This is a genomic window from Streptomyces caeni, from assembly GCF_042678285.1.
Taxonomy (GTDB): Bacteria; Actinomycetota; Actinomycetes; order Streptomycetales; family Streptomycetaceae; genus Streptomyces; species Streptomyces caeni.
In genome coordinates, this window is sequence record NZ_JBHUDX010000113.1 from 1 (window position 1) to 21129 (window position 21129).

At 72.1% G+C, this 21129-nt stretch carries 22 protein-coding genes and 1 pseudogene; 11 read left to right on the forward strand and 12 right to left on the reverse strand.

The genetic code is table 11. The features are described 5' to 3' along the window. Both ACFSL4_RS33925 and ACFSL4_RS33930 read left to right on the forward strand, forming a co-directional pair. A pseudogene (locus tag ACFSL4_RS33925) lies at positions 1 to 756 on the forward strand (DEAD/DEAH box helicase); the annotation flags it as partial. Positions 757 to 907: 151 nt separating this feature from the next. Beyond that, the gene (locus ACFSL4_RS33930) at positions 908 to 1774 is read left to right on the forward strand and encodes an alpha/beta fold hydrolase (RefSeq protein WP_381091500.1); all 867 of its coding nucleotides are present in this window, start codon (positions 908 to 910) and stop codon (positions 1772 to 1774) included. Between the two features lie 466 nt (positions 1775 to 2240). Here ACFSL4_RS33930 and ACFSL4_RS33935 read toward each other — a convergent pair whose 3' ends face one another. Next, entirely contained in the window at positions 2241 to 3137 is an 897-nt protein-coding gene (locus ACFSL4_RS33935; protein WP_381091502.1) for an NYN domain-containing protein, read from the reverse strand. Between the two features lie 246 nt (positions 3138 to 3383). On the opposite strand from ACFSL4_RS33935, the gene ACFSL4_RS33940 reads away from it, so the two are divergent. Beyond that, positions 3384 to 3536, forward strand: coding sequence for a hypothetical protein (locus tag ACFSL4_RS33940; RefSeq protein WP_381091504.1), 153 nt, complete (start codon positions 3384 to 3386; stop codon positions 3534 to 3536). 89 nt (positions 3537 to 3625) lie between these two features. On the opposite strand, the gene ACFSL4_RS33945 is transcribed toward ACFSL4_RS33940, so the two are convergent. The 3 genes from ACFSL4_RS33945 to ACFSL4_RS33955 form a co-directional block, all read right to left on the reverse strand. After that, positions 3626 to 4231 carry a MarC family protein gene (locus ACFSL4_RS33945; protein WP_381091505.1) on the reverse strand — a complete coding sequence of 202 codons (606 nt, stop codon included), beginning with the start codon at positions 4229 to 4231 and terminating at the stop codon, positions 3626 to 3628. Positions 4232 to 4398: 167 nt separating this feature from the next. After that, on the reverse strand, positions 4399 to 5268 hold the full coding sequence (locus ACFSL4_RS33950) for a PHP domain-containing protein (protein ID WP_381091507.1): 870 nt from the start codon (positions 5266 to 5268) through the stop codon (positions 4399 to 4401). A 118-nt stretch (positions 5269 to 5386) separates the two neighbouring features. Then, complete coding sequence (locus ACFSL4_RS33955; RefSeq protein WP_381091508.1) at positions 5387 to 6028, reverse strand: DUF6758 family protein; 642 nt, start codon at positions 6026 to 6028, stop codon at positions 5387 to 5389. Positions 6029 to 6196: 168 nt separating this feature from the next. On the opposite strand from ACFSL4_RS33955, the gene ACFSL4_RS33960 reads away from it, so the two are divergent. Next, the gene (locus ACFSL4_RS33960) at positions 6197 to 6409 is read left to right on the forward strand and encodes a hypothetical protein (RefSeq protein WP_381091510.1); all 213 of its coding nucleotides are present in this window, start codon (positions 6197 to 6199) and stop codon (positions 6407 to 6409) included. 6 nt (positions 6410 to 6415) lie between these two features. Here the strand turns inward: ACFSL4_RS33960 and ACFSL4_RS33965 are convergent, their stop codons facing one another. Continuing rightward, the gene (locus ACFSL4_RS33965; protein ID WP_381091512.1) at positions 6416 to 7000 is read right to left on the reverse strand and encodes a suppressor of fused domain protein; all 585 of its coding nucleotides are present in this window, start codon (positions 6998 to 7000) and stop codon (positions 6416 to 6418) included. Between the two features lie 515 nt (positions 7001 to 7515). On the opposite strand from ACFSL4_RS33965, the gene ACFSL4_RS33970 reads away from it, so the two are divergent. Together ACFSL4_RS33970 and ACFSL4_RS33975 are read left to right on the forward strand one after the other, a co-directional pair. After that, positions 7516 to 8631 (forward strand): magnesium and cobalt transport protein CorA, encoded by a 1116-nt coding sequence (locus tag ACFSL4_RS33970; RefSeq protein WP_381091513.1) that lies wholly within the window; start codon positions 7516 to 7518, stop codon positions 8629 to 8631. Between the two features lie 22 nt (positions 8632 to 8653). Beyond that, a complete protein-coding gene (locus ACFSL4_RS33975; RefSeq protein WP_381091515.1) occupies positions 8654 to 9178 on the forward strand; it encodes a hypothetical protein in 525 nt (174 codons plus the stop codon). A 244-nt stretch (positions 9179 to 9422) separates the two neighbouring features. Here ACFSL4_RS33975 and ACFSL4_RS33980 read toward each other — a convergent pair whose 3' ends face one another. Then, positions 9423 to 10178, reverse strand: a complete 756-nt coding sequence (locus tag ACFSL4_RS33980) for a hypothetical protein (protein ID WP_381091517.1) — start codon at positions 10176 to 10178, stop codon at positions 9423 to 9425. Positions 10179 to 10351: 173 nt separating this feature from the next. On the opposite strand from ACFSL4_RS33980, the gene ACFSL4_RS33985 reads away from it, so the two are divergent. From ACFSL4_RS33985 to ACFSL4_RS33995, 3 genes are read left to right on the forward strand one after another with little or no spacing between them, the layout of a single operon-like run. Further along, positions 10352 to 11680 (forward strand): magnesium transporter MgtE N-terminal domain-containing protein, encoded by a 1329-nt coding sequence (locus tag ACFSL4_RS33985; RefSeq protein ID WP_381091518.1) that lies wholly within the window; start codon positions 10352 to 10354, stop codon positions 11678 to 11680. Beyond that, complete coding sequence (locus ACFSL4_RS33990) at positions 11670 to 12281, forward strand: DUF1003 domain-containing protein (protein WP_381091520.1); 612 nt, start codon at positions 11670 to 11672, stop codon at positions 12279 to 12281. Before ACFSL4_RS33985 ends, ACFSL4_RS33990 begins: the two co-directional genes overlap by 11 nt. A gap of 40 nt (positions 12282 to 12321) precedes the next feature. After that, complete coding sequence (locus tag ACFSL4_RS33995) at positions 12322 to 13455, forward strand: Mrp/NBP35 family ATP-binding protein (RefSeq protein WP_381091522.1); 1134 nt, start codon at positions 12322 to 12324, stop codon at positions 13453 to 13455. Between the two features lie 85 nt (positions 13456 to 13540). Here the strand turns inward: ACFSL4_RS33995 and ACFSL4_RS34000 are convergent, their stop codons facing one another. From ACFSL4_RS34000 to sigE, 5 genes are all read right to left on the reverse strand, one after another. Further along, positions 13541 to 14197 (reverse strand): hypothetical protein, encoded by a 657-nt coding sequence (locus tag ACFSL4_RS34000; RefSeq protein WP_381091524.1) that lies wholly within the window; start codon positions 14195 to 14197, stop codon positions 13541 to 13543. A gap of 189 nt (positions 14198 to 14386) precedes the next feature. Then, entirely contained in the window at positions 14387 to 14830 is a 444-nt protein-coding gene (locus tag ACFSL4_RS34005) for a sec-independent translocase (RefSeq protein ID WP_381091525.1), read from the reverse strand. Between the two features lie 199 nt (positions 14831 to 15029). Beyond that, positions 15030 to 16886: a trypsin-like peptidase domain-containing protein gene (locus ACFSL4_RS34010; protein ID WP_381091527.1), complete on the reverse strand. Its 1857-nt coding sequence runs from the start codon at positions 16884 to 16886 to the stop codon at positions 15030 to 15032. Positions 16887 to 17025: 139 nt separating this feature from the next. Continuing rightward, positions 17026 to 18021 (reverse strand): anti-sigma factor family protein, encoded by a 996-nt coding sequence (locus ACFSL4_RS34015; RefSeq protein ID WP_381091529.1) that lies wholly within the window; start codon positions 18019 to 18021, stop codon positions 17026 to 17028. Then, positions 18018 to 18716: an RNA polymerase sigma factor SigE gene (gene sigE, locus ACFSL4_RS34020; protein ID WP_381091534.1), complete on the reverse strand. Its 699-nt coding sequence runs from the start codon at positions 18714 to 18716 to the stop codon at positions 18018 to 18020. The genes ACFSL4_RS34015 and sigE overlap by 4 nt, the downstream gene beginning before the upstream one ends. Positions 18717 to 18839: 123 nt before the next feature. On the opposite strand from sigE, the gene ACFSL4_RS34025 reads away from it, so the two are divergent. After that, positions 18840 to 19640, forward strand: coding sequence for an O-methyltransferase (locus tag ACFSL4_RS34025; protein ID WP_381091531.1), 801 nt, complete (start codon positions 18840 to 18842; stop codon positions 19638 to 19640). 105 nt (positions 19641 to 19745) lie between these two features. Here the strand turns inward: ACFSL4_RS34025 and ACFSL4_RS34030 are convergent, their stop codons facing one another. After that, positions 19746 to 19913: a DUF3117 domain-containing protein gene (locus ACFSL4_RS34030; protein ID WP_003966491.1), complete on the reverse strand. Its 168-nt coding sequence runs from the start codon at positions 19911 to 19913 to the stop codon at positions 19746 to 19748. Positions 19914 to 20288: 375 nt separating this feature from the next. On the opposite strand from ACFSL4_RS34030, the gene chcB reads away from it, so the two are divergent. Further along, positions 20289 to 21092 (forward strand): 2-cyclohexenylcarbonyl CoA isomerase, encoded by an 804-nt coding sequence (gene chcB, locus ACFSL4_RS34035; protein ID WP_381091533.1) that lies wholly within the window; start codon positions 20289 to 20291, stop codon positions 21090 to 21092. The last annotated feature ends 37 nt before the right edge of the window (positions 21093 to 21129 follow it).

Consider the following 21129-nt stretch of genomic DNA (forward strand, 5'->3'; position numbering starts at 1 on the left):
GCCGCGGCGGTGACCGAGGCGCTCGCCCCGGTGCCGGAGGCGGTGGAGCCGACGGCTCCGGAGGCCGCGGAAGCGGCCGCGGACAGGGCGGAGGGTGCCGCAGCACCGGCCGAGCCGGCCATGCCGCGCCGCCGCCGCACCCGCAAGAGCGCCGAGGCGGCCGCCGAAGCCGCGGTGGACACCGCCGAGGGCACCGAGGCCGCAGCGGCCAAGCCGCGCCGACGCACCCGCAAGACCGCGGACACGGCACCCGCCGCCGAGGCGCCGGCCGTCGTGGACGAAGCGGTCGCCGAGACTCCGGCCAAGCCGCGCCGTCGTACGCGCAAGGCGGCGGAGGCCGCGGTCGAGACGGCGGAGGGCGTTACGGCGGAGGGCGAGGCGCCGGCGAAGCCACGGCGCGCCCGTAAGACGGCCCAGACCGCCCCTGCGGGGGAGGCGGAAGAGCCGGAGGCCAAGCCGCGCCGACGCACCCGCAAGACCGCCGAGGCGGCCGCCGAAGCCGCGGTGGACACCGCCGAGGGCACCGAGGCCACGGCGGCCAAGCCGCGCCGACGCACCCGCAAGACCGCGGACACGGCACCCGCCGCCGAGGCGGCGATTCCCGCGCAGGTGGTCGTCGAGGAGGCCGAGGTCAAGCCCCGGCGCCGCACCCGTAAGGCGGTGGCCCCGGAGGCGGAGATTCCGGCGCAGACCGACGAGGCTCCGACGAAGCCCCGGCGGCGGACGCGGAAGGCCGCGGAGCCGGCGGAGGGCTGACGGGACGGTCAGCGACGGCCCGGCTCCCCCGCCCCGGGGAGCCGGGCCGTCGGCGTTCCCGCGGCTCCCCGCGCTCTGCCCACCGTGATGTCCTCCGCACTCCGCCGCACTCCACCCCCACCGGCCCCGACCGCCCGGTAACCTCAGCCTCATGAGCCGTCCCCCCACCTTCACCCCGCCCCCGGGCGTCCGGGCCCGCCTGCTCGGTACGGCGCGCGGCGAGTTCGCCGCGCTCGAGGCGGACGCGGTGACGGTGCACATCAGGGGGACGGTCCTGCTGCTGCCCGGGTTCACCGGGAGCAAGGAGGACTTCATCGCCCTGCAGCCGCTCCTCGCGGCGGCCGGATACCGCACGGTCGCCGTCGACGGGCGGGGGCAGCACGAGTCGCCCGGCTCCCGGGAAGACGAGGCTCCTTACGCGCAGGCCGAGTTGGCGCTCGACGTGATCGCGCAGGCACACGCCGTGGGCGCGCCCGTGCATCTGCTCGGGCACTCCCTCGGCGGTCAGATCGCCCGCGCTGCCGTTCTCCTCGACGCCGCCCCGTTCGTCTCGCTCACCCTCATGGCCTCCGGCCCCGCCCGGATCTCCGTCCCGCAGCAGGAGCGCGTGAAGCTGCTGCACGACGCGCTCGCCGTCCTGGACATGGCCCAGGTCTGGGACGCGATCCAGGCCATGGAGCCGCCGGCGGACGACCCCGGGGACATCGACGAGGGCCTCCTCGACGGGGAGGACCTGCGCCGCCGCTGGCTCGGCAACAGTCCCGCCCAGCTCATCGCCACGGGACGGCAGCTGTGCATGGAACCTGACCGCGTGGACGAACTGGCCGCCGTCGGCCTGCCGGTGCACGTGCTGTCCGGTGAGCGTGACGACACCTGGCCGGTCCCGCTCCTGGACGACATGGCCGTCCGGCTGGGCGCCCACCGCACCGTGGTGGCGCAGGCGGAACACTCCCCCAACACCGACCAGCCCGAACGGACGGCCCGCGCCCTCACCGCCTTCTGGGAGCTGCACTCCTGAGACCCCGCTCAGGCCCCGGACCGGTGCGGCCTCTCGTCGTACTAGGGGGTGTTTCGAAAGTCCCGCACAGCACCCACGGCGCCCGGCACGCTCCCCCAAGCTCTTCGAACAGGGGGCACCCCCACTCGCCGCACCGGCCGAAACCCCAAGCACGTCCGGTACGAGGGCCTTCGTCCGGCACGCCGAGAGCACGCACCGGACACCGCGGGCACCGCACAGGACTTTCGAAACACCCCCTAGTGCTCCGGCAGGCGAGGTCTGCCCGTCGGGGAGCGGCGTCGTGGGGGCACCGCCCGCGCGAGCGGAGCCGGGCGTGGGGGAGCGTGCTCTCGGCGTGCCGGCCGGAAGTCCTCGTACCGGACGTACCCGGGCTTTCGGCCGGTGCGGCGAGTGGGGTGTCCCTGCTCGAAGAACCCGGGGGAGCGTGCCGGGCGTCGCGACGGGGCGAACGTCGCCTGCCGGAGCACTAGTACTGCGCCTGCAGGTGCTCCCAGAAGCCGTCCCGCAGCGCGCGCCGCAGGTCGGGCTGGCCGCGGAGCGAGTACTGCAGCATCCCCTCCGCCTCGACCAGCAGGTCCTGGTCTACCGAGCCGGGCAGGTACGGGTGTCCGGGCAGCAGGTCCACCAGCGCCTCGCGGCCCCGCGCCGCCAGCCACTTCGCCGCGATCTGCGCGCCGACGAACCGCACCTCCTCGCGCGAGGGGCGGGCCGCGGACGACGGCTCGTGCGGCACGGCCGTCCGCCGGGACACATACGGCTTGAAGAAGTCCAGTTCGAGGGTGCGCTGGCTGTCGACCTCCCACAGCAGCGGCTCCGCCTGGTTGCGGCCCTCGGGCGCCTCGACACCCCACAGGTGCACCCGCGCCCCGTACCCCTGCGCCGCCTCGACCGCCGACACCAGGTCCTCGTCGCCGCCGATCAGGGCCGCGTCGCTGATGGCGCGGTGCCGGGCCAGTGATTCCAGGTCGGAGCGGATGAGGGAGTCGACACCCTTTTGCTGGTTGTTCGCGTTGAGGTTGCCCAGCCGCACCTTGACGTCCGGGAGTTCGGCGATGGACTGCTGTTCCGCCGTGTGGATGCGGCGCCTCGCGCCGTCGTACCAGTACACGCGCAGCAGCCGGCTGTCCGCGAAGATCGTGCGCGCCTTGTCGATGAGCGCCTCGATCAGCCCCTCGGCGTCGAGGTCGAAGGCCCGGCGGTCCTCGGTGCCGGCGACGAGCCGTCCCGCGGCCGCATACAGATAGCCGGCATCGACGAAGATCGCATGGGTCGAGGGCGTCTTCGCCACCTCGGCGAGCATGCGCTGGAGCAGCTCGTTCGTACGGTCGATACGGGCGCCGAGCGCCACCAGGTCGTCGTTCATATGCCCTCATTGTCCCGGCGGTCACACTGCGAACACAACCGGTCCCGATCAGTGCACCGTGAACACACTTCGCATACATCCGGTCTCTTACCGGTCAGTAGTTAGCGACTCGAAAATTTTCCTTAGCGTAGGGAATGTTTGCAACGGGCATCCCGTTGTATTCGTACAGGAGCGGGAAGACGACTCTCCGCGCTCACCCACCAGTAGTTCTCCTCAGGAGGATGACCAGACGAAGGGAGAAGCCTCTTGCGCTTCGAAATCATGCGACTCGACGACATCGACGGCACGCCCGTGGACACCACCGTCGTGGACGCCGCCTCCGTCAAGCAGATCGTTCAGCAGGCCGCGGCCATCGGGCAGCGACTCTGGATCCGCCCGGCCGAATCGCCCGCCTCGTAATCCGCCGCACAGACGCACGCCGAACTCCGGGGCCCCGCACGGCAGCGATGCCGTGCGGGGCTTTGCGCGTACCGGGCCCGCCGGGCGGCTCAGCTGCCGTGGACGACCTGGGTGACACCGTTGATGATCTGTTGCACGGCGATCGCGGAGAGCATCATGCCGGCGAGCCGTGTCACCAGCACGACACCGCCGTCCTTGATCAGGCGGATGATCAGCAGCGAGTGGCGCATGACCAGCCACAGCACGAGGTGGATCGCGAGAATCGCCGTCCACACGGACATCTGGGTGCCCACGCTGTCCGCCTTCTGGACCGCGAGGATCACGGACACGATGGCGCCCGGCCCGGCCAGCAGCGGCATGCCGAGCGGTACCAGTGCGACATTGACGTCCTTGGTCTGCTTCGGTTCGTCCGACTTGCCGGTCAGCAGGTCCAGGGCGATCAGCAAGAGCAGCAGCCCGCCCGCGATCATCAGGGCGGGCACGGAGACATGCAGGTAGGCGAGGATCTGGTGGCCGAGCACACCGAACACCGCGATGACACCGGCGGCCACGCAGACGGCCTGGAAGGCCATCCGCCTCTGCACCTTGACGGGACGCCCGGCGGTGAGCGCGAGGAAGATCGGGGTGATCCCGGGGGGATCCATGATCACGAAGAGGGTGAGGAAGAGGGAACCGAAGACGGCTGCGTCGAACATGGAGGGCCTTGCGGGGAGTAAGAACTGGGCGCGCGGCAGCGGACGGGCCGCGGTCGCCGGGGAGGTCGTTGCGCGCGTGGGCACGCAGCGGTGGGGCACGTGACGGACGCCGGATGCATCCGGATGCCGTGCGGAGGGCGGGTCCCGGTGCCGACGGGGACCGGGAGCTAGCGGGTCGAGCGACGTCCGCCGGTGCCCGGCACCGGGAACGCGCCGGTGGCCCGCCGGGTGATCTCCCCGTACACCTCGGGATCGGTGGTGTACTCCCCGAGCGCGCACGTCTTGCGGCTGCCGTGGTAGTCGGAGGAGCCGGTGGCGAGGAGCCCCAGCTCGTCCGCGAGACCGCGCAGCCGGGCGCGCGTCGCCCGGCCGTGGTCCATGTGGTCGACCTCGATGCCGTCGAGCCCGGCGGCGGCGAGGTCCGCGATGGCGGACTCCGGCACGGTCCGTCCGCGCTTCGAGGCGGCCGGGTGCGCGAAGACGGTGACCCCGCCCGCGGCCTTGACCAGCCGGATCGCCTCGAAGGGGTCGCTCTCGTGCTTCGCGACGTAGGCGCGGCCGCCGTCGGCCAGCCACCTGGGGGTGAACGCGTCCGAGACGCTGCCCACGACGCCCAGCTCGACCAGGGCGGAGGCGATGTGCGGCCGCCCGACCGAGCCGTCGCCGACGATGCGCGCCACCTGCTCCCAGGTGACCGGCACACCCAGCTCCTGGAGCTTGGCGATGATCGCGTGGGCCCGCGGCACCCGGTCGTCCCGCACCAGCTCGCGCTCGGCGAGCAGGTCGGGCTCCTCGGGATCGAAGAGGTAGGCCAGCATGTGCATGCTGATGCCGTCCAGGCGGCACGAGAGCTCGGCGCCGGTGACGAGGGTCAGCCCCTCCGGCAGCGCCGCGATCGCCTCCGCGTGCCCGCGCGTGGTGTCGTGGTCGGTGAGCGCGACGACGTCCAGTCCGGCGGCAGCGGCGCCCAGCACCAGCTCGGCCGGGGTGTCCGTACCGTCGGATGCGGTGGAGTGGGTGTGCAGATCGATGCGCACGACGCGGACTCCAGGCGGCGACGGGACGGAAGGGGACGCTCAAGGATAACGGGCCCCGAGGGTCTCCTGTCACACCCGCGGCCCTGGTGCGCCCCCTACACGCACCGCAGACCCCGCCTCACGGTTCGAGCAGACGCGGCGACAGCGCCCCGCAGGGCAGCAGGTCCACCTCCGCACCCGCGTCCCGCACATCCGTCAGCACCAGTTCGTCGTACATCAGCAGACCCGACTGCTCGGGCCAGACGACGGCCCACAGCCACAGGCCGCGCGCCTCGCCCGCGAAGACCGCGCGGTCGTCCGGGGTGCCCGAGACGTGCCACAGCGGCGTGGGGCGTCCGGCGGCCAGCACCTTGGCCTGGGGCGGCTTCTCGACGTTGATGTACGGGCCGGGGTCGGGGCCGTCCGTGCCCGCGTAGCGCGCGCCGAGCCCGACCCCCAGCTCCTCGGCGACGAGGATCAGCTCACCCACTCCGCCCAGCGGCCCCGGACCCGAGCAGGCCACGGCCGTGGCACGGCCGCCGCTGCGGTCGTCTCCCGCGTACGCCACGCCCGTGAACAGCCAGCCTACGGGCAGTGGCCACGGCATCCACACCGGGACCTGGGCGCGGTGCACCACGACACTGAGCGCCTCGACGCTGGGCGGGATCACGGGCTGCAGCGGATGCACGGTCCCGTGCACATCGCACTGCCAGGAGTCGGCAAAGAGTCCGGGAGCCCTGACCCGGCCACCACACTTCGGGCAACTGGGTTCGCCCCTCATAGGGCTCCACGGTCCTCCCCGTCCAGCGCCGCGTCAAGGACGATCACCCGTCCGGCGTGTGCTGTCACACCCAGCACCACCGGCAAAAGTAGATGCATATTACATTAATTAGAGTCTCTAACTTGATATGCGCGTCCGCCGACCATCTTGAGAACCCTGAGGAGAGGCATGAGCAGCAGCGCAGCCGGCCCCGCCACGGGCTCGGCCCCGACGGACCCCCTGGAACCGGGGGCGGGCGGGATCCTGCGCCAGCCGAAGGCCGTCTGGGCGACCGCGGGCGCGCTCGTGATCCTCGTACGGCGCACCTCGCTCGCCCTTCCGCACACCCTCGAATCCGCGCCGGCTCCGGCCGGGGTGCCGGTGAGCCCGGGGCGCCGGTGAGTTTCGTCACTCCAGCGGGACGGAACGGCGGGAGGGATCCCGCAGATCCGTCCCGTTCGCCAGCCAGCGCTCCTGGAGGGCCCGGGCGCCGTGCACCCGCTTCCAGGCTGCCTCGTTCGCGGTCATCGGCAGCAGCGGCAGGAACCGTACGGGCTCCAGCGGCTCCTCCAGCTCCAGGTCCTCGACCAGGCCGCCCGGTTCGGCGACCAGGACCGAGGTGAACGGGGCTCCCGGCCACAGCGGCCCGCCCACGTCCAGCGAGCCGCCGGGCGCCACGATCACCCCCTCGACCTGCGGGGACGCGGCGAGCACGGCGAGCGGGCGGAGCACCTTGTCGGTGTCGGCCGAGCCCGCACGGACCGAGAGGAGCAGTTCGGCGCGCGGCCCCTTCACGGGGTCGGCGTGCGTCGCCGTCGGGTCCGTCATGGGGTACGCGGACATGCCGAGCGTGGCGTAGCGGACGATGTCGCCCTCCTGGAAACGCAGCACCTCGATGCGGTCCGTGCCGAGGAAGGTGACAGCGGCGCGCGCGTCCGGTTCACCCAGCGCGGTGCGCAACCGGGCCTCGACCAGAGGAAGAACATCAGCCATGGCGCGAGCATAGAACTCGTCAGCACCGGGCAAAGCCGCGCCTTGACACTTCGGTCGGCTGATACTCTTGCGCGGTGGTTCGGGGCAGCACGCAGAAGCGGAGCTATCGAGTCCCGACGCCGATGAGACTCCCTCACGGGGGACCGGCCGGAGGAGGTGGGGCTGTCATGGATCGAAGTCGACCGTGCAGTAGCACCCGCTCTTCCGGCCGCTGATGTAGCTGCTCTGGCTCTGGCTGGCTGCCGCCTCTCAACACTCGCGCCGTGATTCCCCGCGGATCCCTCCGGACCCGCCCCGGATGCCTCGGTGCGTCGCGGAAGAGCACTTCGTTTCGCCTTGCCTGATCTGAATCAGCAGCAAAGTCCGCCACCGCGACGGTGCGGTGCTCCCCGCTTTGTGGACGTGCCAAACATCCTTCCCTGAAGGGGGAGGAGACTTCTTGTCAGGACGTCCCCATTCCGGGCAGTTCCAACCGTCCCCGGCGCCTTTCGCTGCTCGCTGCGAAGGAGCCCGCCATGTCCATGATCCGTGACCTGCGCGCCGCGGTCCGTCCCTCCCGCCCCTCCCTGCGCAAGGACGGCGTCACGTACGACACCACGCGCGACCCCGCGGCGGCGTCCGCCGTCGTCGACTGCGCCGTCTACCGCGACGGCGTCCGCGTCGAGACGCAGAAGCCGCTGTCCCCGCACGAGGCCATGCGGCTGGTGCGGCGCGACGGAGGCTTCGTGTGGATCGGGCTGCACGAGCCGACCGAGGCCGAATTCGCCGGTATCGCCAGTGAGTTCGGGCTGCACCCGCTCGCGGTCGAGGACGCGGTGCAGGCGCACCAGCGGCCGAAACTGGAGCGGTACGACGACTCCCTGTTCACGGTCTTCAAGACCATCCACTACGTCGAGCACGACCGGCTGAGCGCCAACAGCGAGGTCGTCGAGACCGGTGAGGTCATGTGCTTCACCGGACGGCACTTCTTCATCACCGTCCGGCACGGCGGACAGGGCTCGCTGCGGGCGCTGCGGCACCGGCTGCAGGACGATCCCGAGTTGCTCACCAAGGGCCCCTCGGCCGTGCTGCACGCGATCGCCGACCACGTCGTGGACGGGTACATCGCGGTGGCGGACGCGGTGCAGGACGACATCGACGAGGTGGAGACGGAGGTCTTCTCACCGGGCCGCAAGGGCACGCCCCGGGGCACCGACGCCAGCCGTATCTACCAACTCAAGCGCGAGGTGCTGGAGTTCAAGCGGGCGGTGGCGCCGCTGCTGCGGCCGATGCAGTTGCTGAGCGAGCGCCCTATGCGGCTGATCGACCCCGACATCCAGAAGTACTTCCGCGATGTCGCCGACCATGTCGCCCGGGTCCACGAGCAGGTGGCGGGCTTCGACGAGCTTCTGAACTCGATCCTCCAGGCCAATCTGGCGCAGGCGTCCGTCGCGCAGAACGAGGACATGCGCAAGATCACGGCGTGGGCGGCGATCATCGCCGTGCCCACGATGGTGTGCGGGGTGTACGGGATGAACTTCACATACATGCCCGAGCTGCACTGGAGGTACGGCTACCCGGTGATCATGACGATCACGGTGGCCATCTGTCTGGGCATCCACCGCACGCTGAAGCGCAACGGCTGGCTGTGAGGGGCCCCACTAGGCTGGGCGCATGACAAGCGAGCTGCTCGACCGGGCCCTCGTCGAGGAGGCCACCAAGAAGTCCGGGCTGATCTGGGTCCAGGGCGCGCCCTCGTCCGCCGCGGGCCTCCAGGTGGCACGGGCGCTGTGGCATGTATGGCACGAGGGCGCGGCGTGCGTGGTGGGCGACGGTCCCGGTGAGCAGCCGCTGCCCGGCCTGGTCGACGGCGGGGACGCGGTCGTCACGGTCCGCAGCAAGGACAAGGGCGGCCGGATCGTCGTCTGGCCCGCGACGGTGACGGAACTCGCACCGGGCTCCCCCGAGTGGGAGGGTGCGGTGGCCGAGCTGAAGGGCAAACGGCTGAACGCCCGTGACGGGGAGGGGATGCCGGAGCGGTGGCGCCGGGAGTGCCGGATCCTGCGCCTGGAGCCGCGGGGCACGACGGTGCCGCTGCCGGAGGGTTCGCTCGCGGCCCCGCCGCCACCGACCCCGGCGACGACCCGCCGTCCGGTCCCCGCGGCCCTGCCCCGGCTCCTGCTGCGCAAACGCCGCTGAGCGCTCCGGTGGAAGTCCGGCGCATCACCCGCGGGTGCGATGGGGGCGCCCCTGCTCGAACGTAGTTGAGAGCTTGGGGGAGGCTGGTCACGCCCGCGCGGCGGAGCCGCACATCGGCACAACCCCGCCCTCTGGGACGCTGCCGAACCGCACCTCGCCGGGCCCGCTCGGCGTCGGCCCCGGGCGTCCGGCTGCCGGCGTCGGCCGACGGACCCCGCCCCGCAGTCGGCGGGGTCCCGCCCGCTCACGACGACGGCAGTTGCTTCCCGTAGTCGAGCGTCTCGTTCTTCGGTGGCTCCTGGAGGGTGAAGCCCTTGCCCCAGTCCGACAGGCGCAGCGTTCCCGCGTTGCCGGCGCGGACCAGCCGCAGCGGATAGGGGGTTCCCTCCAGGGAGACGTCCAGCGTGCCGCCGGAGCCCTTGTCGCCGGTGATGCGGATGGTGCGAACGCCGTCCTGCTCGTGGTGGCCGGCCGTCGCCAGCGTGCCGTGCAGCGTGAGGAGCCCGTCCAGCAGCACGTCCTTGTCGGTGAAACCGCTGAAGCGCTGGTAGGCCGGGTCCTGCGTCGGCACCTTCACATACATGCCGTCGAGCTTGTTCGCGACGGCCGTCGAGCCCCCGCCCTCCCCCGCACCGTCCTCCTGGTTCCAGAAGGCCGCGTCGGCCTTCAGGAACAGGTGCCGGCCCACCCGCAGCAGCCGGAACGTCCCGTTCTTCGAGGTGACCGACCCGGTGCCGCCGTCGCCCTTGAGCCGCATGTCCAGCGTGTACGTGCTGCCGTTGCTGACCACGGTCCCGGACAGCCGTACCGTCGGCGCCGACTTCGCCGCCGTGCGCGTCCGGCTCTGGATCTTCTCGGCCGGCAGCTTGCCCACGCCGTTCGTCCCGGCGTCCGGATCGCCGCTACTGCACCCCGTCAGGACCGCACCCATCGCGACCAGTGCGTACATCGCGCTCATCAGCGCGGCGCGGCGGGTACGGCCCTGGGGAATTGCAGTCACGGGTGGGGCTGCCTCTCGTGCGGGTGTCCTCATGGCGTACGGCAGCGTACCGGTGTCCGCGGGCCCTTCCGGAGCCAGTCCGTCCGCACCACTCGCCAGGGCATACCGCATGGGGACGGGCTAGCCTGAAGCCCACGCGAGCGGACAAAACGGCCGGAACAGGAGGCGCGGGCATGGCGGCAAGCGCCCCTCGCATCTTCGTCTCGCACCTGTCCGGCGTCGCCGTCTTCGACCCCAACGGCGACCCGGTGGGACGCGTGCGGGACCTGGTCGTCATGCTCCGCGTCGGACGGCGCCCCCCGCGGCTGCTCGGCCTGGTCGTCGAACTCACCACCCGCCGCCGCATCTTCCTGCCCATGACCCGTGTGACCGGCGTCGAGTCCGGCCAGGTCATCACCACCGGCGTGATGAACGTCCGCCGCTTCGAGCAGCGGCCCACCGAGCGGCTCGTCTTCGGGGAACTGTTCGACAAGCGCGTCCGGCTCGTCGAGACCGGCGAGGAGGTGACGGTCCTCGATCTCTCCGTGCAGCAGTTGCCGGCCCGCCGGGACTGGGAGGTCGACCGGGTCTTCGTACGCAAGGGGAAGGGCGGCGCCTTCCGGCGCAGCATGGACAAAGGACGCGCGGCGCTCCCTTGGAAGGGCGGCGGCAGACGGGCGGGCGAGACGCTCACCGTCGAATGGTCCGCCGTCACCGGCTTCTCCCTGGAGGAGCACGGGCAGGGCGCCGAGAGCCTGCTGGCCACCTTCGAGCAGCTCCGCCCCGCCGACCTCGCCAATGTGCTGCACCACCTCTCCTCCAAGCGCCGCGCCGAGGTCGCGGCCGCCCTCGACGACGACCGGCTCGCCGATGTCCTCGAACAGCTGCCCGAGGACGACCAGATCGAGATCCTCGGCAAACTCCAGGAGGAGCGCGCCGCGGACGTCCTGGAGGCGATGGACCCGGACGACGCCGCCGACCTGCTCGGCGAGCTGCCGGAGGACGAGAAGGAACGGCTGCTCAGCCTTATGCAGCCCTCCGACGCGGCCGACATGCGCCGCCTGATGGCGTACGAGGAGAAGACGGCGGGCGGTCTGATGACCACCGAGCCGATCGTGCTGCGGCCCGACGCGACCGTCGCCGACGCGCTCGCCCGGGTCCGCAACCGCGACCTGTCCCCCGCGCTCGCCGCCCAGGTGTACGTCTGCCGCCCGCCGGACGAGACGCCGACCGGCAAGTACCTGGGTACCGTGCACTTCCAGCGGCTCCTGCGCGACCCGCCCTACACGCTCGTCAGCTCGATCCTCGACGACGATCTGCAGCCCCTGACCCCGGAGGCGGCACTGCCCGTGGTGGCCGGGTTCTTCGCGACGTACGACATGGTGGCCGCGCCGGTCGTCGACGAGTCCGGCTCCCTGCTCGGCGCGGTGACCGTGGACGACGTCCTCGACCACATGCTGCCCGGCGACTGGCGCGAGACGGAGTTCGAGCTCGACGACGAGGGGGCCTCCGATGGCGCATGAGCGCGACAGGATCCCGTCGGGCGCGACCGCCGCCGGCGCCCGGGCTCCCGGCTTCGCCAGGGCCGGACGGGACCCCCGTCGCCCCCGGCTCGACCAGCCGCAGCCGCGCCGCACCCGCCTGCTGCCCGAGTGGGACCCGGAGGCGTTCGGCCGTCTGTCGGAGCGGATCGCGCGGTTCCTGGGGACCGGGCGGTTCATCGTCTGGATGACGGTCGTCATCGTGATGTGGGTGATGTGGAACATCGCCGCCCCGCACCACCTGCGCTTCGACCCGTATCCGTTCATCTTCCTGACGCTGATGCTGTCCCTGCAGGCCTCCTACGCGGCCCCGCTGATCCTGCTCGCCCAGAACCGGCAGGCCGACCGCGACCGGGTCAACCTCGAACAGGACCGCAAGCAGAACGAGCGGTCGATCGCGGACACCGAGTACCTCACCCGGGAGATCGCCGCGCTGCGCACCGGCCTGGGCGAGGTGGCGACCCGTGACTGGATCCGCTCCGAGCTCCAGGACTTCGTGAAGGACCTGGAGGAGCGGCGCGGCGACGGACATGTCGTGTTCCCGGCGGAACGGGCGCGGGGACGTGACGCAGAAGACCGATGAGGGGCTTACCGGGCCCGCCGGTCGCCGTACCATCGTCCTTATGGCTACGGAAGACGCGGTGCGCGAGGCACTGGCGACGGTGAACGACCCCGAGATCCAGCGACCCATCACCGAACTGGGGATGGTCAAATCGGTGGAGATCGGCGCGGACGGAGCGGTCGCGGTCACCGTGTACCTGACGGTCTCGGGCTGTCCCATGCGCGAGACGATCACGCAGCGCGTCACGGAGGCGGTCTCCCGCGTGGAGGGCGTCACCCGCGTCGACGTCGCGCTCGACGTGATGAGCGACGAGCAGCGCCGCGAGCTGGCGACCGCGCTGCGCGGCGGCCAGGCCGAGCGCGAGGTCCCGTTCGCCAAGCCCGGCTCCCTCACCCGTGTGTACGCGGTGGCCTCCGGCAAGGGCGGCGTGGGCAAGTCCTCCGTCACGGTGAACCTCGCGGCGGCGATGGCGGCCGACGGGCTGAAGGTCGGTGTCGTGGACGCCGACATCTACGGCCACAGCGTGCCGCGCATGCTGGGTGCGGACGGCCGCCCGACCCAGGTCGAGAACATGATCATGCCGCCGTCCGCCAACGGTGTGAAGGTCATCTCGATCGGCATGTTCACCCCGGGCAACGCGCCGGTCGTCTGGCGCGGCCCGATGCTGCACCGCGCGCTCCAGCAGTTCCTCGCCGATGTGTTCTGGGGCGATCTGGACGTGCTGCTGCTCGACCTGCCGCCGGGCACCGGCGACATCGCGATCTCGGTCGCCCAGCTCATCCCGAACGCGGAGATCCTGGTGGTGACCACGCCGCAGCAGGCGGCCGCAGAGGTCGCGGAGCGGGCCGGGGCGATCGCCGTCCAGACCCACCAGAAGATCGTGGGCGTGGTCGAGAACATGTCGGGGCTGCCGTGCCCGCACTGCGGCGAGATGGTCGACGTCTTCGGTACGGGCGGCGGCCAGCTGGTGGCGGACGGTCTGACCCGGACGGCTGGTGCGACGGTCCCGGTGCTCGGCTCCATCCCCATCGACGTCCGGCTGCGCGAGGGTGGCGACGAGGGCAGGCCCGTGGTCCTCACGGACCCGCAGTCCCCGGCCGGCTCCGCCCTGCGCGCGATCGCGGGCAAGCTGGGAGGGCGGCAGAGGGGCCTGTCGGGCATGTCCCTGGGGATCACGCCGAAGAACAAGTTCTAGGGCCCCGCAGGGGGCGCGAACCGATGTCCTGCGACGAGGGGGCACCACCGTGCGGCGGCGCCCCCTCCGGCCGTGCGCGGACCGCCTAGGCGTAGGCGGCGATGTCCTTGATCGCGGCGAAGCCGAGGCCGTAGGCGCTCATGCCCCTGCCGTACGCCCCCACGTGCACACCCGCCTGTGTGGAGCCGGCGAGCACCCAGCCGAACTCGGACTCGCGGTAGTGGAAGGGCGTCGGAACCCCGTCCACGGGCAGCGAGAGGGTGGACCAGGACGGGCCGGCCAGGTCGTCCGCGAGGACCCACGCCGTCTCGGTCTGCTGGTCCAGCCAGTCGTCCCGCAGACTGTGGTCCAGCTGGCCGGGCCAGGTGAAGGCCAGCAGTCCCACGCCCGCCAGCCAGGCCGCGGAGGAGACCGACGTGGCCTCCAGCAGGCCCGTGCCGTCCGGGCTGCGCCGCACGGGGTTGGCCGCGACCGTCACCACGACCGCGAACCGCTCCTTGTCCTCGGTGGCCTCGTTGCGCACCGAGGGCTCATCGCCGTGCCCGACCGAACCGTGCTCCACGGCACCGTCGCCCGAGGTCCCCACCTGCATCAGCCAGCGCGGTCCCGTGAACGCCTCGTCAAGGCCGTACCACGGGAAGGATGCCTGGAGGTAGCCGTCGACCGTGCGCCGGGCGAAGGGGAACTGCCGTTCGCCCTCCGCGGCCGGCGCCTGTGCGCCCACCCGACTCGTCGTCTCCATGTGCCCGGACGCCTCCTCGCTCTCGTCGGACCCGAGCGGCCCGCCCCCCACGGGCGTCCTCGCTCCCCAAACGGTCCGCGCAACAACTCGGCAGCATAACCACAGCGTTAGGAACTGCAGGAAAACGCCCGGCGCGTACGGCCCTGCGCACGTCGCAATACGGCCACCGCGCGCATGTCCGCGTACGGCTCAGGTGGCGTCCGCGTCGAAGGGCGGGTGCTCGTACGCGTCGGTCTTCTCGGGCTTCTTCGTCATGTCGACGGAACCGGAGGCGGACGCCTGGGAGGACGAGGCCGACGGCGCTTCGGACTCCCGGCCGTGCACGGCGTCCGTGATCTCGGCCATCTCCTTCTTCAGGTCGAAGCCGTTGCGGATCTCCTTGATCCCCAGGTCGTCGTTGTCCAGCTGCTTGCGGATGAACGTCTTGGGGTTGAGGTCCTCGAACTCGAAGTCCTTGAACTCCGGACCCAGTTCGTCGCGGATGTCCCGCTTGGCGCTCTCCGAGAACTCGCGGATCTTGCGAATGGTGCGCGTGATGTCCTGGATCATCTTCGGGAGCTTGTCCGGACCGAAGACGAGCACGGCGAGGACAACGAGCGTCACCAGCTCGAGCGGTCCTATGTCATTGAACACCTGAAGCTCCTTGCGATGTCCTCGGTCCTCGGCCCTCGGTGGTCTGTGCGGGTCGTCCGTGGTCCAGGCCGGATCCACGGTACCCGGCGTTCCCGCCGGACCGGTACCGCACCGGCATCCCGACCGCGGGTGTGCGGCGGGTTTTCCGGGTTGTTTGCCATGGCGGGCGGGTCGCGGACACCCGCCCGCAGGGTTCGTGTCAGTCGCCGCCCGCGGAGCCGAGCACGAGCGTGATCGTCCGGTTCCGGCCGTCGCGGGCGACGGTCAGCTCCAGACGGTCGCCGGGACGGTGGGCCCGTGTCCTGACGATCAGCTCCTCTCCGGAGTGGACGCGCACCCCGTCGACCTCCGTGATGACGTCCCCGGGCTTGATGCCGGCCTTGTCGCCGGGGCCGCCCGGGTTGACCGCGGGGCTGCCGTCCGTGCCCTTCGCACCGACGCGGGCGCCGTCGCCCGCGTAGTCCATGTCGAGGGTGACACCGATCACCGGATGGGTGGCTCTGCCGGTGTTGATCAGCTCCTCGGCGACCCGCCTGGCCTGGTTGACCGGTATGGCGAAGCCGAGCCCGATCGATCCCGCCTGGCCGCTCTGGTCCGACGCGCTGTCGGCGGAGCGGATGGCGGAGTTGATGCCGACGACCCGGCCCTTGGCGTCCAGGAGGGGGCCGCCGGAGTTGCCCGGGTTGATGGGGGCGTCGGTCTGCAGGGCGTCGACGTACGACACGTCGCTTCCGTCGCCCTTCTCCCCGCCGGCCGTGATGGGCCGCTCCTTGGCGCTGATGATCCCGGAGGTGACGGTGCCGGCCAGGTCGAAGGGGGCCCCGATGGCGACGACGGGGTCACCGACCTGCACGTTGTCGGAGTTGCCGAGAGGCATGGGCCGCAGGCCGCTGACGCCGCTGACCTTGACCACGGCCAGGTCGTAGCCGCTGTCCCGGCCGACGACGGTGGCCTTGGCGCTCTCACCGCCGTTGAACGTCACGGATATCCGGCCGCCGTCCGCGGCGGGCTCCACGACGTGGTTGTTGGTGAGGATGTGTCCCCGCTCGTCGAGGACGAACCCGGTACCGGTGCCCGCGGTGTCGGTGCCCTTGACGTGCAGGGTCACCACGCTGGGCAGTGCGCGGGCGGCGATCCCGGCCACGCTGTCCGGGGCGCGTCCCTTGGGCTCCTCGCCGGCCTGCGGCAGCCGGACCTCACCGACCCCGCCGTTGCGCTCCAGGGCGGCCCCGACGACGCCGCCGACGGCGCCGGCCACCAGCGCGATCAGTACGGCGCCGAGCACGAGCGTCTTCCGGGCCCGCCTGCGGCGCTGCTCCCGGCCGGCGACCGGGGCGCCGTTCTGCTGGAGGGGGGCCTGGGCCGCCCAGGGGTCGTAGTTCTGCCAGGGGGTCGCGGCCGGGTATGCGGAGGTCGGGGCGGTCAGGGCAGTCGGGTCGCCGGCGGGCGACACGGCGGCCGTGAGGTCGGGGGACGGCACAGCGGCCGTAAGCGGCACGGGCGTCGCGTCGGGGAACGGCACAGCAGCCCTGAAGTCGGGGGGCGGCACAGCGGCAGGGATCGCCCCGGGCATGGGCGGGGCCGACGCGTCCGGCGTGCCGGACGGCACCGGGGCCGGGGGAAGCGCCGTTCCGTGGGCGGGGGTCGCCGCCGGGTGCTGGACGGGGGGCGCGGGGGCCCAGGGACCCGGCTGGCCGTAGGGCGGCGTGCCGTAGGGGTCGGGGTCGTGGAGGGGCCGGGGACGGTCGGGGAGCGTGGAGTACGCGTCCGTGCCCGGCTGCCGGGAGACGCCCCCGTCACCCCCGGCGGAACCTTCCTGCTCGCTGCCGTCCGCGCCATCGGCACCGGCCGCCGCCGCACCGGCCGCGGCCCCGCTCCCGGGGGGCACCGGGGCCGGAGCCGGGCGCTCCAGCTCGAAGTCGCCCTCGGCGTTGGCCTGACCGCGCGCCGGCGCGCCCGCAGCACGGTCCGGGCCGCCCTCGCCGGCGGACCCCTCATTCGAGCCCGTCCCGGCTTCCCACGCAGGGTCCGCAGGGACCGGATTCCCCTCGTTCATGCTCTCCCCAACACCCGGCCCGCGGCACGGCGGCGCCGGCGGTCGCCGCCGACTTCTCGGTTCCGCACCCGGAACGCACGTACGAGCGCGGTCTCCATGGATTCAATCAGGTTCCCGGGCCGCCGCGCGGACGACCGGTTCAGCGGGCGGTGTGCGGGGTGGGCGTGGGGCGCGAGTCGGCGGACGCTGTAGGCAACGGCGCGACCGGCAGTCCGGGGGCCCTGAGCTGCGGGGTGGCCGACCAGGAGGTCAGCGTGAGCGGTGCCGTCTCGGTGAGCGGACGTATGAGCGGGGACATGGCGGCGGCTCCGGCCACCACGGGGGTGGTCAGGGCACGCAACTCCGAGGAGTCCCGCAGACCGGGGGCCGGAGCCGGGGCGACAGGCAGCAGGGGAGCCGAGGACGCCGTGGACGCGACGGGCGTCTGGCCGAGGGTGCGCTGTCCCATGAAGGGTCCCACGGTACGCCTGCGCAGGGTGTCGGGTGCCGTGGCGCCGCCTGTCCCCGGCGAGCGCATCGGGGTCACATTGCTACCGGTGCCCGAGCCGCCGCGCGCCTCCACGCTCACGTCGGTCGTCACGCCCGTCGACACTCCGCCGAGCGCGACCGCGGCCAGCGACACGGCGCCCGCGGCGGCGAACGCGAACCGCAGGCCCCGCGAGGAGGGCCGCTCGTCCTGACGGCCGACGGGATGGATACGGAAACCGCGCTCCCCGGCCAGGGTCCGGTCCTCGGCGGCGGACAGCGCCGCGGCGTGCGGTCCCGACGGGACATAGCGGAAGGGCTCGCCGCTCACCCCGAAGACGTCGGGGCGCGAGGGCAGCCCGGCGGCCGGCGGAAACCCTCTGCCGAGCCCTGCCCCGCCGAGCGGCGTGCCGCCGCCGTCGAGGTCACCTCCCGCGGGCAGGCCCTGGAGGCGGGCCAGGAAGCTCTCGGAGGGCGGCGGTGGGGCCGCCTCCGCGAAGACGTTCTTCAGTCGGCGCTGCGCGTCGGCCTCTGCCTTGCACTTCGCGCACGTGGCCAGGTGGGCCAGCACCCGCTCGCGCGCCTCATGACCGAGCTCTCCGTCCACCAGGGCGGAGAGTCGGTCTCCCAGATGCTGCTCGGCCGGTGTGGGGCGACGGGATCCACTCACGCGGTCGCGCCCCCTCCCCCCAGCGCGGGCACCCGGGGCAGGAAGGAGCGGCGCTCGGCGCGGGCCTCGGGCGAGCGGTGCGCCAGGGCCTTGCGCAGCTGCGAGCGGCCGCGGTGGATCCGGGAACGCACCGTGCCGAGCTTGACGCCCAGGGTCGCAGCGATCTCCTCGTACGACAGCCCCTCGATGTCGCACAGGACGACGGCCGCGCGGAACTCGGGCGCGAGCGTGTCCAGAGCCTGCTGGACGTCGGCGTCGAAGTGCGCGTCGTTGAAGACCTGCTGCGGGGTGGGCTCGCGGCTCGCCAGCCGCTCGGCCGCGTCCTCGCCGAGCGCGTCGAAGCGGATGCGCTGCTTGCGCCGGACCATGTCCAGGAAGAGGTTCGTGGTGATGCGGTGCAGCCAGCCCTCGAAGGTGCCGGGCGTGTACGTGGACAGGGAGCGGAAGACCCGGACGAAGACTTCCTGGGTGAGGTCCTCGGCGTCGTGCTGGTTTCCGGTCAGGCGGTACGCCAGCCGGTAGACGCGGCCGCTGTGCGTGCTGACGATCTCCTCCCAGGTGGGCGGAGTCCACGCCTGCGAGTCCGCGTCGGTGGCGAAGGTCGCGGTCTGCGCGGTCTCAGCAGCGTGGTGCGTGTCAGCGATGTCGGTCACGGATTTCGGCTCACCCGACGGTCTGAGGAAGCGCCGCAGCACTCCTTTCCGACCCACAGGCGCAGCCGCACCTCCCCTGTCGGCTCTGGTGGTGTCCAGTGGAGCACCTACCATAGCGACCTCGCCCGTTAGCTCCGGATAAGCGGTTTTACGAGAATTTGATGTGTGCTGATGCGGCTGCGTCAGCACTTGCTCGCCGTCCAGGTCCATCCGCTGTCCCCCGTCGTGCACCCGCTGCTCTTCCCACCCTTCTCAACGCCTGGTCCCATCTGCTGGTTCCCGCCGCCAACGGATACAGTCACGCCCAGGCAATCACGGGGACAGGAGAGGGTCATTACCGGCAACCGGCAGACGAGCTGGGCGTTCGCCGACGCCTATGTCGCCGAGGACGACGCGCTGCGCTGGGCCCGCGACCGGGCCCGTCAGGCGGGGCTGCGCTCGGTGTCGCCCGGCACGGGCGCGGCCCTGCGGTTGCTCGCCGCCACCGTGGACGCGAAGGCGGTGGCGGAGATCGGTACCGGGTGCGGCGTCTCCGGGATCCATCTGCTGCACGGCATGCGGCCCGACGGCGTCCTGACCACCGTGGACCCGGAGCCGGAGCACCAGCAGTTCGCCCGCCACGCCTTCCGCGCCGCCGGCTTCGCGAGCAACCGCGCCCGGTTCATTCCGGGCCGGGCCCTGGACGTGCTGCCCCGGCTCGCGGACGCCGGCTACGACCTCGTCTTCTGCGACGGCGACCGGCTCGAGGTCCTGGACTACCTCGCTGAATCGTTGCGCCTGCTGCGTCCGGGCGGACTCGTCGTCTTCGAGGGGGTCTTCGCCCACGGCCGCACCGTGGACTCGGGACCGCAGCCCACGGAGGTCCTGCGACTGCGGGAGCTGCTGCGCACGGTCCGCGAGAACCCGGATCTGGCGCCCTCGCTGCTACCCGTGGGCGACGGGCTGCTGTGCGCGGTCAAGCGCTGAGCGCGCGGCACGCAGGGGAGGTGTCCGCGGGCCGCCCCCGGCAGCAGACCGCCCCGGCACCGTCTACGATGCCGGGGCGGCCGAAAGATGGGGTCCGGTTGCGCCTCAGCCGACGACCTTCTTGAGGGCATCGCCGAGCGCGTCGGCCTCGTCAGGGGTCAGCTCGACGACAAGCCGACCGCCGCCTTCGAGCGGAACGCGCATGACGATGCCCCGCCCCTCCTTGGTCACCTCGAGCGGGCCGTCGCCCGTCCGCGGCTTCATGGCCGCCATGCTCGTTCCCCTTCCTGAAACCAGCTCATCGTCTGCCGACGACGCCCCTCAAGGGGCACGCGGTCCATCGGGGGACGCGCGACACCGGCATCGAACACATTGCTTCCCAGCCATTATCCCGCATCTCAGGACCCGATGACCAACATCGGTCGGCATCGCTTGGGCAACACGCGCGAGCAAAACCACTCAATTCGGCGATGTGCCTGTGATACTTCGCCCCTGCACCGATGTCCCCCGACCGGATGCGGACGGAAATTCTTTGACGCAGGTCACACGTCGGGTCCGTTCCATGACCGGTGATCTCCGCCATGCTGTCTTCGGACGCAGGGCGTACCGACCGGTACGCCGGAGCCGCGACACCGGAGGGGACCAACCATGGCCGACACCGTGCTCTACGAGGTGAGCGACGGACTCGCGACGATCACACTGAACCGTCCCGAGGCGATGAACGCGCTGAGCATCGCGACCAAGGTCGCCCTCCGGGACGCGCTGCGGTCCGCCGCGGACGACGAGGGGGTGCGGGCGATCCTGCTGACGGCGGCCGGAGAGCGGGCGTTCTGCGTGGGCCAGGACCTCAAGGAGCACATCGGGCTGCTGGCCGCCGACCGGGAGACGGGCTCCGGCCAGACCATGAGCACCGTGCGCGACCACTACAACCCGATCGTGCGGGCGCTGGCGGGTGCCGCCAAGCCGGTGGTGGCCGCCGTGAACGGGGTCGCGGCCGGGGCCGGGTTCGGGTTCGCGCTGGCCGCGGACTACCGGATCGTGGCGGACACCGCGTCCTTCAACACGTCGTTCGCGGGGGTCGCACTGACCGCGGACTCGGGCGTCTCGTGGACGCTGCCGCGCGTCGTGGGGCCCGGGCGGGCCGCTGACCTGCTGCTCTTCCCGCGCAGCATCGGCGCGCAGGAGGCGTACGAGCTCGGGATCGCCAACCGGGTCGTTCCCGCGGCCGAACTGCGGACCGAGGCCGAGAAGGTCGCGCGGGCGCTCGCCGAGGGGCCGACGGTGGCGTACGCGGCGATCAAGGAGGCGGTGGCGTACGGCCTCACGCACTCCTTGGAGGAGACCCTGGAGAAGGAGGACGAGCTGCAGACGCGGGCGGGGGCCTCCGAGGACCACGCGATCGCGGTGCAGGCGTTCGTCGACAAGGAGAGGCCCAAGTACCGGGGCCGATGAGCCGCCGCCGGGCGGGCGCACCGGGGGCTGCGGGGGC